The following is a 14,846-nucleotide window of genomic DNA, read 5'->3' as shown; positions in this document are numbered from 1 at the left end:
TTACTCGTAAGTAACAACAGTTGTTGCAACAAGACCGTTAGCAGATACGAAAGTAATAGTTACTTCGCCATCTTTTACTCTTTCAACAAGTCCTGCTTGAGATACTGTTGCGATTGTGTTATCAGAAGAAGAGTAAGTACCAGTTTTAGCAATATCTACACCGTACTGGTCTTTTACTTCCAATAGAGCAGCTGCATCAACATCAGCATCGTTAGTTACTGTTACAGAAGCTTCTGTGAACTTAACTGTGCTAATTACAGGTTTAACATCGGAAATAGTTACAGTAGTTTCAGCAAGCTTAGTAGCACCATTCCATACAGTAATTGTGGAAGTGCCTTTTGCTTGACCTACAACTTTACCGCCAACGATTGTAGCAACAGACAGGTCAGAGCTTGTAATCGATGTGTAGTAACGAACTTGATCGATTGCAACTTCTGTACCAGAAGCTGTTTTACCAACCAATGTTACAGCTTTTTGGTGGCCAGCAAGTGCATCAGCTGCACCATAAAGTGTTCCAATTGAAGAAATTGTAAATGTTTTAATGTCAGCATCAGCGATAACTGCGAATTCGATATCGATCGATGTACCAGCATCAACTGTTGCGTCAGCATCAGGACCTTCGATACCTACAGAAACTTTCTCATTACCTGCAGCATTACCTGCAGTAATTTCGTTCGCTGCATAAGATACAGCATTTGCAGGAGTAGCGGATTCAGTAACTACAAGAGAAAAGCCAGTAGGAAGTGCTGTTAATACACGGCCATAGTTATCAACCAAAGTCAATTGATCGACACCAAGGGCAGTTTTAGCACCGATACCAAGTGTCGTTTTCAGGTTAGCTTTCTTACCAGTAACTTTAACAGTGGATACTGCCGCTTTAACATCTACAGTAATTTGGGAAGCAATTTGACCGTTAACCCAAACGAATACAGTAGTTGTGCCAGAGCCAGTGAATTGCAGAGACAATTCGCCTTTAGAATTCCAAGTTCTTGCTACTGTTACTGCTGGGTTGGACGAAGTAATGTTGAAGTTACCACCCAAATTAGCTACAGCCGCAGGTACATCTTTAGCTGCGATTGGGGCGCTGAAAGAATCAGCTGCTGCGTACGGGAACTTAATTTCTTCACCTGCAACAACCAATACACCTGGGTTACTGATTTGGAATGTTTTCAAAGCTGCTACTTCTTCAACTTTTACAGCGATGGAAGAAGAAGCACCAGTTTTGCTGTTAACAGCTGTAATTACAGCAGTACCAGCAGTTGCACCAGTATTGAATGTCAATTTACCATCAGCGTCAACCGCAAAAGTAGATGCGGAAATAATGTTTTCATTGTTAACAACGAAATTAATGTCGCCAATTGTTACGTTTTTAGTTGCAGCTCCACCAACAGCAGATGTTTGTGGCAACTTCACTGCGCCACCGTATTGATCAACCAATGTGTATGGAAGAACAAAACCAGTTTCACCAGTAGAGATGCGAACTTTATCTTTCAAAGGAGCTACGGCAGACAATTGAATTACTGCTGCGGAACTAGCTTCAACAGCTTTGAAAGTTTTTGTTACCGACAAACCAGTAGTCGGATGAACAACTGTCACAACTACAGACTCATCTTTAACTACGCCTTCAGCTGCAAAGTCATATTTACCATTTTCGTCAGCTGCAATAACACCTTGAGTTGCAGCATAAACGTTAACAGTGAAGCCTGCGTTAGCTACTTCTTCATCAAATTGGTTCTTTGCTTTTACAGCAAGATCAAAGTTATTTGCAACTTGAACTGTTGTAGCGCCAATTTCCAATTTCGATACTTTCTCTTCTGCTACTACAACTGTTTTAGCATCAAAGCCCTTAACAGTTACAGTATACTCACCTGCAGGCAAGAAAGAAGATTCAAGAGCTACGGACTTGTTACCTTCTGCCCATTTAGAAGTAACAACATATGGTACAAGGCCGTTCTTCACTTCAAATGTAAGATCAGCTTTTTCTTCAGCAGTTACTTCTCTGTTGAAGTTTACAGTGATTTTCTTAGCACCGGATTGTGCAACAGTACCAAGAGCAAGCTCAGCTACTTCGAATCCAGGAAGACCAAGTTTGTTACCCAAAGTTTGGCCAGTGCCTGGGATTACAGTGTTCAGTGCAGTTACAAGAACGCCGTAAGTTGCGCCGCGAGTTGCTACTGCGTCGAAGTTAGTGCCTGCAGGTACGATACCAGCTTCTACAGCAAGTGCTGGAACGTTAGCGTAGTTGTCGCCAGTTGTGTCGATGCCAAGAGCACGAAGAACAACTGCTGCGAATTGCTTGTAAGTAATATCATCATCGAAACCGAAGTCAGTTGCGGAGTTACCTTCCATCAGGCCTTCAGCTTTAGCCCAAGTAAGGAAACCGTCGTAGTATGTGCCTTTAACGTCTTTGTAAGTATGGCCTTTTGCAGTCGCTTTTGCTTCTGCTTCTTTACCAAGCAAACGGGAGATCAGAACTGCTACGTCTTCACGATCCCAGTTAGCTTCTTCCATCAAGTCGCCGTTTTGGTCGCCTTTGATGATTTCCAAACCTTGAAGGTATTTACCTGGATCCGTTTCAGTTGCTGCTGCGAATGCTGGAACTGTCATGGAAAGAACCATGGAAGATGACAATACGAATGCTGCTAATTTTTTCTTCATAACCTTTGTTACTCCTCCTCTAAATTGCTTGCTTTGTTGAGAGTTTTGTTTGTTCTCTTTAGTTAAGAATAAATCGCTCTTTTCCCTCATAGCCGATTCACCCCCTTTCCAGAGTTGAGCAGAAATTTAATATAAAAAAATGTCTACTATCATGATAACCCTTATATGTAACATCATGAAGCAGAAACTTGTAAACATTTGGTGAAAATTGATAGAGTACCTGCACCACTTTAACATTATACAATGGGCATTCCCTAGCGTAAAGAGGAACTTGTGAAATCATTCCAATTGCTATCTTATGTACAAGTTTTGGCGATTCATGGCGCCGTGTGATGCGACTTCATGTTATTAAACGCACTGGATTCTAAAAAGTTGCGATGTTTCGAAAAAAGTTTTTAATTTTTTTAATGCGACTCTTTAGTACCGTTTAAGCAAACGTTTAAATCTGACACCTTTGATAGTATATCTTGTTTTCATAGAGCTCGTATATGCGTAAAGTTTTCCATGGATAATGTTTCCCGCTGCGGGCCGTAAACCGAGTTACAGCCCGTCTTTATGCGGTTTATTGAGATTAGCCGATTTCGGGCAGACGCTTCAAATCTGCCAATATGCGGGCAACGATAATCGCCGCATCCGAGCGCAAAAGGTTCGAACGGGGCTCGAATACGGAGCCTGCTTTCGGGTTAGCCGGATCGACCGGAGCGCCTAAAATATACTTTTTCTTGGCGATCGCCAGAACCGAGCTCTTCGCGTAGAAGTTGACGCTTGTCGCATCCTTGAACGTCTTCTCCAAATCTTTGTTGATTTTGTCGGAATCCGTCTGCAGCTTCATATCGAGCGCGCGCGCAATAATGACCGAAGCTTCCTCGCGCGTCAGGTTGGAGCTTGGCTGGAACGTCCTAGGCAAAGTACCGCGGATAATGCCCTCGCGTGCAGCGGTTTCTACGTAGCGGTAATCCCATAGGGCGTCCGGGTTAATGATGGCCGGCACATCGTCGAAGTGAGGTTTGCTCAGCTCATAGTTGAGCGGGATGTCCAGCGCTTTGACCATCATTTTGGCAAATTCGCCTCTGGAAATGAACATGTTGGCGCCAAAATCGTCGAAGCCCGCCGCATTCATGATTCCTTTGGCATAGATTGCTTCAAGGAAGTTCCGCGCGTAAGGATGCGTCGTCATGTCGTTGAAGGAATACGCCATCTTGCCGACGACATAATAACCGAACTTCGTGAACGGAACCGTAACGATGTTCTTCTTCACGTCGACCTTTCCGCCCATGTTCTCCCAATACTTCGCCTTGACGTCGTAGCGGTACACGGTAATGATCGTTCCGATGCTGTCTTTCATGTTCGGGTCGAAGGCCAGCGTCAGCTCCGCCGTCTTGGACGTGATCAGCTCTCGATTATCCGGACGTTCGTCGTAGGTAGGGATTTTCGTGCCGCCTGCTCCGGTCGCATTCGGGAACTGGTACGGATCTACGCCCCTCGTCAGCGGATCGTATGCTGTTGTGCCCGGATCGTCCGCCATACCTGCATCAATCCAGTAGACCGGGCTGGCTTTCGTGAATCGAGTCGGATACGACAGCCTGAACCTTGTGCCGAAGCTGTCCATAACGATATTGAAGTTCGGAGGCCATGCCTCCAGCTCGCGGCGGTCCACGACGCCGTCTTCCGGGTTGGCGATCGCAAATAGCAGGTTATGTCCGCTGAACACCTGGTTTTTCAGGTCGGCCGGAACGTTGAAGTCGGTCCGGATCAGCGTCGTGCCTTTCTGAAACTTCAGGTTCACCGCATTTTCAAACACCTTGTGATTGCTCGCCATCGGCTCCAAATATTGAGCTCCCGGAATGTTCGTCGGTGCGTACGTGATGTCGAAGCTGCTTTCCACCTCGTCGTTGGCGCTCGTAATGACGAATTCAATCTCGTTTTTGCCGACCCTCAGCTTGTTTACGAATACGCGGTATGTATTTTTGTAGAGCTGCTCGATCGTCGCCGGATTGTTATCCGAATCGTAGTCGATCTTCTCCGCCGCCTGATCGTTAATCGTGATCGAATCGGCGCCAGGAGCGTCAATAATGACCTCGATGAAATTTTGGTTCACAATCGCTTTGTTCGGAAGAATCGGACGCAAAATCGTATACGGCAGCGAAGTAGGGTCGACCTCCAGCCTGTAGGAGGCTTTTGGCCCCGTCTCGCCGTTGTTGAATACCGTGAATGTATAAACGCTCGAGCTTCCGTCCGCATTCAGCGCTTGCGAGCTCAAAATAAACGAGAAGGTTTTGGTCGAAATATCGTAGCGAACCGCCAGGTTTGCCACATCGTTATTCGCCGTGTTATTGACAGTGCCTATAACCTCCGCGCCTTTCATGATGACGAGCTGCTTGCTTAAGTTCCAATAGACCGGATTCGTGCCCACCGTGCTTTCGATTTTCAGGATGTACTTCTCCGGGCTCGTCAGGCCGTTGGCAGCCACCTTCATTTGGTCGATCTTCTGCTGGATGTTGTTAACGATATCCGTATTCGTCAAGCCTGCCGCAACAAAATCGATAAAATCGAACGTGCCGAACACATTCATATTCGCTTCGTTTGTCGTGTAGATGCCGCCCCGGTCCACAAAGCTCGGATCGTTCGGAAGCGGCTCCGTATATTTGCTGCCGTAAGGATAAATTTTGGTGCCTTCTACCGGAACGACCGGCAGGTTCGTTGGAATGACGTACAGCTTGATCGTTTTTTCGTACGAGTTTTTGCTGCCCTGGAAGACGAACTTGATCTCGTTCTCGCCGCTGAAGAGCGCGTTAAATGCCTTCTCGCGCTCGTTAATGTCGGTCAAATCGGCCGTGTCGTCCAAAATTTTAAAGCTCGTCACCGGGCTGCCGGAAACCTGCTGAAGCTTGATCGGCGTATTGTTCACGTAGAAAAAGACGGTTTGCGCCTTGTTGTTGGCAAAATCGTACCGGATTTCGGACGTGTTGTTGATATTGTTCAATACGCCCCTGAAATTGCTGAGCGCCGTCGTCACGACTTCCGTGATGCGGTCGCTCTTGATTTTGTTCGTGTCGTCGTACACGGTCATGTTGTCATATAGGCTTGTGTAACTGACGTACGGGCCGAACAGCATCGTGAACTTGACTGTCTTCGTCGCACCTCCGCTGCCGCCGACTCTAAGCGTGACCGTCTGCGTGCCTTCGAACGGAAGCTTTTTGAAAACGAGAATTTCGCGCTTGTAGATCTTTCCGTTGATGTTGACGAATTTATTGGCGAGACTGCTCGATACGTTCTCGATATTATTCGTGTCGCTATAGGTGTAGTTCGTCGCGGAAGCATTGGAAACGTTTTTGATATCCGTAACATCGACCAGGTTCGCCGTGACCGACAGGTTCGGATTGCCTACGAGCACTTCCATCGCGAACGGCACGGTGTACAGATTGGCGCCCTCGAGCGGCGTACCTTCGAGTGATTCGCCGGTACCGGAGCGATAGCCGTTCAAATAGCTGATCGTTTCGATAAACTGCTTGCCCGCGTCCTGGAGCGCAAAGCCAAGCAGGCCCGTTCCTTCGTCGTCCGGCTGGCCGAGCGCTGTTTTTCTCGCATTTTTGGCTGTCAGCTGGATGTTGTAGATTTTATCAAATACGAGGGCATGATTCGTTCCGATCGGAGCCGTAAACTCATAAATAAAAAATGCCTCTTGACCCGTGTACGTGCCAACCGGCGTTGCATACTGGCCAGCGGGCTGAGAGAAATTGACGCCGGTGCCCGTAATCGTATATTTGAGCGGAATGCCTCCGGCCGGTACGCCGCCCGCTGCAGGAGCGTTAGGGTCCGGGTGAGGCTCAAGCGTTCCGTCCGCCGGCTGCGTGTCGTCCTTCAGGTAGTTCGGGACGATGACTTTACCGGTGATGATTGTGGAGTTCGTGTTCGTAACCAGCAGGTTCGGGTTGTACTCAAGCGGCTCGCTCGACACTGCCGTACCGTTCATTCCGTTCAGATTGACATCGTAAAACGTAACCTCGCCGTTATAGAAGGCGACTTCGCGCGTCGTCTCGACCGTCTGGTTTGCGTTCTGCACCTTTAAGGTGACAAGGTTCTTTCCTTTGTTCAACGTAATCGGCGAAGCCGCGAACTGATAGTTGTTCGAGCTGTTGACGGAATAGGTTTTGCTGCTGCCGTTCACGTCGATCGTCACCTGCTGCGCATTCGGAGCGAAGCCGGTAATGCTGATGTCGGCGGACTGGCGGCCTGCGGAAGCGGCGGAATGCACGACCGTCGTGCCCGATTCCTGGATATTGAATTTCATGCCGTCCAGCTGGGCGACCAGATCATAAAAGACAGGGCCATTATGATATTCGATATAAATCGAGTTCGTTACCTCGCCGCCGCCCTGTACGCCTCTAAACGTTATGCGGTTCAGGCCGGGAAACAGCTCGACGTTATAAACCTGGATCGAGAAGCCGTTGATGTAAATGTTGCTCGTAATGTTCTCGCGCTTGGAGCCGAGCTGGTCGTCTGCAGGGTCGTCGTTGCCCTTGTTGTTAATGACCTGGACGACGCTGTAAGAAACCGAGGTCGGATCTACGCCCGTAATCGAGCCTGTCAGCGTAAGGCTTGGTTCCGTCGTGACTCTGGCCTGCGTGGACAAGTCGTTTTCCGCCGGGAAATTGAAATTGCCCTCAGCGGCCGAGGCGATCCCGGAAGCGCCGAATGACGGCAGCAGCGTGATCAGCAGAGCCAGCGTAAGAACGAGTGATACGATTCTTTTCAAAACGATGTTCCTCCTTTATGTATGTATCGTGCATAGCCAGGGCCGCAGAAAAGTACTGTACTTTTTTTATCGGTCAGGGAGAGTCGTTTTTTTAGGAAAAAAGGAGAATTAAATCGGAAGGCCGCGGAGGAAGATTTCCTGAGCTGAGGGGATAGTGGAGCAAAGAACGTTAAGAGCATGTGTATCGGATAAAAAATAGATTTAGCGGAGGCAGCTATACTTACTCGTGAGGAAGATCGTAGCGTTGGGCGGACGTGTCCCATCCTGAGCTAATGGGAGAGTGAGCAAAAGGAGTTTTACCCTCATCGTGTCTCTAAATATCAGCATTCGAAGCATTAAAAAAGCTCTTCTCCCTGAACGTTCCGGGAAAAGAGCTTTTGAGATTATTTCGAGCGGGACTGCGCATCCACCTTCTGGCGGAGCACGATCCGGTTCAAGAAGTTAATGAGCGGCCTGCGCGTCTTATCGACGATGCCGGTCACCTCGGCGCCGATCTGCAGGAAGAACATCAGCATGCATATGACGGCGAAGGTGATCCAGTTCGCTGCGCTGGACTGCACGACAGCCGACTGAATGATGGCCAGTACGCCGAATACGGCGGCAACGGCCCAGATGATAAGCACGGTGCGGCGGTGGCTGAAGCCAAGGTCGCGCAGCCGGTGATGCAAATGGCCTTTGTCAGGCGCAAAGATCGGACGTTTGTTCACCCAGCGGCGTACGATCGCGAAGAACGTATCCGACAGCGGCACTCCGATGATCAGCAGCGGCGTTACGAAGGAGACGATCGTCACCTGTTTGAAGCCGAGCATGGACAGAGTGGCCAAGCTGAAACCAAGGAACAGAGACCCCGAGTCGCCCATAAAAATCTTAGCCGGATGGAAATTGAATACGAGAAATCCGACGATCCCTCCGAGCAGCAGCGTGCTCAGCAGAATAACCGGCTGGAAGCCCATGAGCGAGGCCATCACGACGATCGTCGCGATCGAGATGCCGGATACGCCGGCGGCCAAACCGTCCAGACCGTCAATCAGGTTGATGGCGTTTGTCACACCCACGATCCAAAGTATAGTCAGCGGAATACTGATCCAGCCGGCAATCGGCTGCATCGTTTCGCCGAACGGAACGTTCAAAAGGTCGATTTTGACACCGAAGCCGAAAACGACTACGCACGCCGCCGCGATTTGACCGAGCAGCTTCACCTTTGCGGAAAGCTCGAAGCGGTCGTCTAGCGCGCCGAGTATGATGATGATCGTGCCGCCGACGAGCAGCGCGTTGATCATGTTGACATCCTGCGCACGGAGCAGATTGTCCGGAATAAATGGCGAGAGCATAAAGTACGCGCCGACGAATGCGATATAAATAGCCAAACCGCCCAGACGCGGCATAATCCGCGTATGTACCTTGCGGTGATTAGGTTTGTCGATTGCGCCGACTTTAAATGCGAATTTCTTCACGAGCGGCGTCATAGCTAATGCAATAATGAGTGCAATAATAAATCCTACAGTATACAGCAATGATGCTGACATGGTTGCAACTCCCCTTTTCTTTCTACCGAAGTGAATTATACTCCGATTGAAAAAGAAACTCCAATCCCGTTTTCATCCGATTTTCACGGTTTTCGCGAGATTATTACGGTGTAGCCCGAGGTTTTGTCACTTTTTCTTTGTCGCGAACCACTTTCACGACGAATTTCGGCAAAACAAGCATTCTTTTGTACCTTTTCGGCTCCTGCAGCAGCCTGTAAAACCATTCCAGGCGCAGCTTTTGGAAAATGATAGGGGCGCGCTTCAGCTTGCCCGATACGACGTCGAAGCTGCCTCCGACTCCCATAATGAGCGGAACGCCGAGCTTCTGCTTATACTTGACGATCCATGGCTCCTGCGTGTCCGCGCCGCGCGCTACAAACAGGAGGTCCGGCGACGTTTGCCGGATGGCTTCGATGACTTCCGCATCCTGCTCCGGACCGAAGAAGCCGTTGCGGCTGCCGACGATCCGCACCTGCGGATACTGCAGCTGCAGCTTCTCCGCCGCAGCGTCAATAACCTCCTGCGAGGTTCCAAGAAGGTAGGCTTTCCACCTGCGCTTCTCGCCCTCTTCGAAAAGGCGATGCATAAGATCGAATCCGGTTACGCGTTCCGCGACCGGCTGGCCGACATACTTGGCCGCCCAGACGACACCGGCCCCGTCCGGCACGATGAGGTCCGCCCGCTTCAGCATGGCGCCGTACTTCGCATCCTCGACGGCGGCCATGATCATGATCGGGTTGGCAGTCACGACATGAGTTGTGCGCTTTTCTTCTATGGCTTTCGTTAAATACTGTACCGTCTCATCCATGTTCAGCTTGGAGAACGGTATGCCGTAAATCGGCACGGTCGGTATATTCTTCGACAAGAGGAAGTCACCTCGATAATGTTTGACGCAGCAATCGAACGATTTGTTGCGCAGGTTTTTGCGATTGTTGTTTTAGCAGGTCGACGGCAGGCTTGTGTTCGGCCTGCCAGGCGTCTTTGTTCGAGAGCAGCGATACCGCTGCGTCCGCAAAGGCTTCGGCATCGAGCCGCTCCGTGGTGCCGACGGCCTTGATTCCGAGCCGAAGGAGAAACTGATCGATCTTCGGGTCGTAGGACAAGCCAAGCATGGGCACCATTTGGTTGGCGGCATAGATGAGCGCATGGAGGCGCATGCCGAACAAAGCGTCGCACCGGCTGACCTCCAGCAGCATTTGCTGGGGGTCGTCGCCGGGCGCGACCAGCTCGGCGGAGGATCCGCCGCCGAGCCGGCCGCGCAGCCGTTCCAGCACCTGCTCAGACGTTTCCGCGTCGGAGGGGGTGTGGAACGGCAGGAAGCGCAGCCGGACGGGCATGCGCTTCGACAGCGCGACCAGCGCTTCGGCGGCGCGGGCGAGGTCGGCGCCGTCGTTGCGCCAGCGGCGCAGCGAGACGCCGACCAGCGGCGGCTCCTCCGCGCGGAGCGCGAGCGCGCTGCCGGCGGCTGCCGAGCCGGACGGCAGCGGCAGGCCCATGACCGGATCGGGAACAACCTCGATCCGGTCATGGGGAACGCCGATCCGCGCGAGCAGGGCCGCGGACTCGTTGTCCCTCACCGATACGTAAGCGCTGCGTTTCATAGCGCTGCGTATGAGCGGGTCCATCGCGCGTTTATTTACCGGGCCGATGCCCTGCGAGTAAATGAACGTGGGCTTGCCTAACCATTGAGCCAGCTTGATGATGCCCGTATAGTACGGGATCGTCAGCGAGCCTGTCGCATCCTGCAGCAAGCTGCCTCCGCCGCTGATGAGCCCGTCGCAGCCGCGCAGCGTGCGGAGCAGGTCGGACGGATGCATCCGCCGCACCGACTCCACGCCGTACATGCTCGTCGTCCAGGCCGGATCGGCCGAAAGCACGACCGGCTCGATCCGAATGCCCTGAGCCTTCCCCTGTTCCTCAAGCGCTAGCAGAATCGACCTTAACACCGCTTCGTCGCCGCTGTTGCGAAAGCCATAGTAGCCTGAAATTACGATTCGACGAACTTCCGTTTTACCGACGGTGCCCATTTACGAAATGCTCCTTCCACCAGCTGCCAGCCCAAAATGAGAATACAGCCGATTATAATACCAGTACCCAACCCAAGCGCCACCCGAATCATGGAAATATATAGCGGCGTATGAAGATGGGCGAACGTGTCGACCATCGACAGCTGTCCGATCGAGCCGACGATCACGAGCAGCCAAGCTGCCCGGTAACGCAGCGACAGGAACAGACCCAGCAGCAATAGCGGATGCGCAAGCAAAAATTCCTTAAACCGCGGACGCACGCCGAAGGTCGTTTCCAAAAAGCGGCGGATCACGAGCTCAACGGCAGATACTTGGCCGCTGTTGCCGGTACGCGACAAATAATAAAAGCCTGCGGCACCGATGACTACGGCAATAATGATCCACAAAACCGTAATCGGCTTCGCGAGCAAAGCGCGAACCTTTCCTACGGTGAGCGGGCTGCTGTATAACAGAACATAAATCGCCACCAGCCCTATAGGTGCCAAGTGCAGCAGGCTGACGCCGCGGAACTGCTCCAGTACATAGCTGTACGTAATATTGTTCAGCAAGCCAAACACGATCGGTACAGCCGACAGCGAAATCAAGGATGCAGCGATCATCCAATTAAGAGCAAGGCCGAAGCGGCGCCCGACCGACAGAGCAGGGAACATCCATTTCACCTGCTCGCCGTTCTCGGAAACAGCGCCCGGCTGCTTCGCAGCCGTAACGGAAGCTTGACTGCGTCCGACCGTCCAATCGGACCCGCCGACAATTCTGCGGTCTCCGATGGTCCGGGAGTAAATCCGGTTCATGACCCACACCAGGCCAAGCGTCGGCGCAGCGATGCCAGCCCCAAGCGCCAGCGCTTGCTCCATGATCGAGCTGTTCAGAACATAAAGCCCTGCGCTGCCGGCAAGACCGAGCAGGAAAACAGGGATATAGACGCCGGGAACAAAAGCGCCGATCAGCAAAGTGATCAAGGCGATCGCCCCGATCGCCACGACGCCGCGCAGCGGCTTCGACCAGGATGGCTGCTCGTAATCGAACGACTTTGCCGTACCCGCCGGGAAGCCGGCATCCGCAAGCCGCTGTACGACGCCGTTCTCACCGGTCATCGTCTCGCTGAGCTTGTCCAGAGACTGAACGAGCTTCACTTTATCCGGGTCGACTTTGGCCGCCCCGTTGAGGAAGAACATCCGGATATTCCGGTCCTTTGCAGCCAGCAGAAAGCGGTCTGTTATGCCGCCGGCCGTCATCTCCAGACCGTCGGCCTCAGACAACGAATATAAGCGCACAATATTATAATTCGTAGTATAGGCTAAATTATTGATCCCTTTTTGAGGTTTTTTCAAATTTTCGATGGCGGCAATGCCCATTTCATGCTTGGCCAGCAGCTCGCCGAACGCTTTCAGGCTGGCCGGCTCGGAAGCGCCTTTCACTTTATCGCCTTCGAACAGCACGCGGCTGACGCCAAGCTCCTTCAAGCCCGCTAGCTGTGCGTCTACCTGTGCGGGGTCGAGCGGCTGAACGCGGTCCGAGAACCTGGCAAGAATGCGGAAGCCGGCATCATGGATCGTCTGCAGCGACATCGGATCGAAGTCCATGGTCATGATAACCGTCGCGGCGGTCGGGAGCTCGACAACCAGACCGCTGCGGCCGTCGAAGGTCCAGCTGCGGTAAACCGCTCCCTCGCGGTCCAGCGCCTGCTTGACGATCGGCTCGATCATCCGCTCTTCTTCGGGACCGGTGAACAAGATATAAGTAAAGTTCTCCCCTGCAGGCTCAAGCTTTCCTTGCAGGAGAGCCGCATCCCTCGAGCTGTAATACGTTAACCGGCCCGCCTGGGAGAGCTCCTTCAAGGAGCTCTCGTATACGGCCATCGTCGTTATGCCCGAAGCCTTCATCTTTGCCAGCCGCTCCGACAAAAACTGCTGCGGCTTCGGCTGAAGATCGGACACCTCGACGATATCCCGGTAATCAAATACGTATTCCACCTCTTTAGAGGTTTTTTCCATTTCCATCCGGACGGCGCCGAGCGGCAGCGCCGCCGCGACTCCGATCATGGCGATGACCCAAAGCACCGCCCTCGCCCGTCTATTCCATTGATGCCAACGTAAAAACACGTCATTCCTCCGTTCTTAACAGGCTCTTTCTAGTCTATTCGCTCCGGTCCACCCGTTCCATCACGGCCGTTTTTAACGTTTGCAGCGCCGAAGCGGCGGCTTCCTTGCTCTCGCCCTTCACGGCAAAATAAACCTTGATCTTCGGCTCTGTGCCCGATGGGCGCAGGCAGAACCACGAGCCGTCCGCAAGCAAATATTTCAGCACGTTTTCCGGACGCAGGCCATCATGTCCGCGTTCGTAATCCAGCACCTGCTCCACTGCAACGCCGCTGATTTCAGCCGGCGGATTTTGGCGCCAGTCTTCCATGATCGCGCCGATTTTCTGAACGCCGTCAAACCCTTTAAGCGTCCGCGATTCCAGGCCTTCCAGATAGAAGCCGTGCTCGGCGTAAAGCTCCAGCAATACGTCGTACAAGGTTTTGCCTTGGCTGCTGTAGTAAGCGGCCGCTTCGCAGATGAGCAGGGAAGCGACAATCGCGTCCTTGTCACGTGCATAGGTGCCCGTCAGATAACCGTAGCTCTCCTCGTAACCGAACAGGAACGAACGCTCGCCGGTTTTCTCGTAGCGGGTCATTTTTTCTCCGATATATTTAAAGCCGGTCAGCGTGTTCTCGACTTCCGCGCCGAAGGAACGCGCGATGGCCGCGCCGAGCTCGCTCGTTACGATCGTCTTGATCACAACGCCGTTCGCCGGCAGCTCTCCGCGCTGCTTCAGCTGGCTAAGCACATAATGAACCATAAGCGCACCCGACTGATTGCCGGTGAGAACGACATATTCGCCTTCGTTGTTCTTCACGACGGCACCCATCCGGTCGGCATCCGGATCCGTTCCGATAATGATGTCTGCGCCTACCTGTTGTGCAAGCCCGATCGCCAGCGTGAACGCCTCGCGCTCCTCCGGGTTCGGCGATTTCACCGTGCTGAAGTAGCCGTCCGGCTGCTCCTGTTCTTTAACGATATGCACGTTATTGAAGCCTACCTTCTTCAGCACCTCGCGCACCGGCATGTTGCCCGTTCCGTGAAGCGGCGTGAACACCACTTTGAAGGATTCACCGATGCCGCCTTTGATCAGCTCCGAATTCAAGCTTTGCGACGCAACGGTATTGATAAAGCTTTCGTCCGCTTCCGCGCCCAGCCATACGAGAAGGCCTTGCGCTTCCGCTTCTTCGCGGCTAACCCGCTTCACCTCGCCGAAGCCGTTGACCCGGCCGATCGCCGCGATCACCTGCTCCGCATCCTCCGGAATGAGCTGGCATCCGTCGGAGCCGTAAGCCTTGTACCCGTTATACTCCGGCGGGTTATGGCTTGCCGTAATGACGATACCGCTCGATGCCTTCAATTCACGGACGGCGAAGGACAGCTGCGGCGTCGGACGAAGGGATTCGAACAGGTAAGCCGTAATGCCGTTGCCTGCCAGCACAAGAGCGGCGTCGAGCGCGAATTCGGGAGAATTATTGCGGGAATCATGCGCGATGACGACGGATGGGCGGGCGCCCGCAGCCGCGTTTTGCAGAAGCCAATTTGCCAGCCCCTGAGTAGCTTTTCCAACAGTGTAAGCGTTCAAACGGTTTGTCCCCGCGCCCATAACGCCGCGAAGGCCGCCAGTGCCGAATTCAAGATCGCGATAGAAGCGGTCGGTAATTTCCTTGTCTTGTCCCGCAATGCCGCGGAGCTCTTCCTTTGTCGCCCCGTCAATCAGCGGATCGTTCAGCCAAGCCTCGTATTTTGCGATAACCGTTTCATTCAATGGATTCGTCATATTCAGCAGCCTCTCTCT

At 52.6% G+C, this 14,846-nt stretch carries 7 protein-coding genes; all 7 read right to left on the bottom strand.

What is annotated here, in order from left to right; all coding sequences use genetic code 11:
• Positions 1 to 2,748, bottom strand: a complete 2,748-nt coding sequence (locus KP806_RS21050) for an Ig-like domain-containing protein (protein WP_224725716.1) — start codon at positions 2,746 to 2,748, stop codon at positions 1 to 3.
• A 481-nt stretch (positions 2,749 to 3,229) separates the two neighbouring features.
• Complete coding sequence (locus KP806_RS21045; RefSeq protein ID WP_224725715.1) at positions 3,230 to 7,414, bottom strand: S-layer homology domain-containing protein; 4,185 nt, start codon at positions 7,412 to 7,414, stop codon at positions 3,230 to 3,232.
• Between the two features lie 383 nt (positions 7,415 to 7,797).
• A complete protein-coding gene (locus tag KP806_RS21040; RefSeq protein WP_224725714.1) occupies positions 7,798 to 8,940 on the bottom strand; it encodes a glycosyltransferase family 4 protein in 1,143 nt (380 codons plus the stop codon).
• Between the two features lie 103 nt (positions 8,941 to 9,043).
• Complete coding sequence (locus KP806_RS21035; protein WP_224725777.1) at positions 9,044 to 9,748, bottom strand: WecB/TagA/CpsF family glycosyltransferase; 705 nt, start codon at positions 9,746 to 9,748, stop codon at positions 9,044 to 9,046.
• 64 nt (positions 9,749 to 9,812) lie between these two features.
• Positions 9,813 to 10,967 (bottom strand): polysaccharide pyruvyl transferase CsaB, encoded by a 1,155-nt coding sequence (csaB, locus tag KP806_RS21030; protein WP_224725713.1) that lies wholly within the window; start codon positions 10,965 to 10,967, stop codon positions 9,813 to 9,815.
• Complete coding sequence (locus KP806_RS21025) at positions 10,928 to 13,069, bottom strand: DUF5693 family protein (RefSeq protein ID WP_224725712.1); 2,142 nt, start codon at positions 13,067 to 13,069, stop codon at positions 10,928 to 10,930. The genes csaB and KP806_RS21025 overlap by 40 nt, the downstream gene beginning before the upstream one ends.
• A 34-nt stretch (positions 13,070 to 13,103) precedes the next feature.
• Positions 13,104 to 14,828, bottom strand: a complete 1,725-nt coding sequence (locus KP806_RS21020; RefSeq protein WP_224725711.1) for a phospho-sugar mutase — start codon at positions 14,826 to 14,828, stop codon at positions 13,104 to 13,106.
• Positions 14,829 to 14,846: the final 18 nt, after the last annotated feature.

The sequence above is a fragment of the Paenibacillus vietnamensis genome (assembly GCF_020169515.1).
In the GTDB taxonomy this organism is placed as follows: domain Bacteria; phylum Bacillota; class Bacilli; order Paenibacillales; family Paenibacillaceae; genus Pristimantibacillus; species Pristimantibacillus vietnamensis.
The sequence above is the reverse complement of the archived record's forward strand: the minus strand, read 5'-3'. Positions and strand labels throughout refer to the sequence as shown.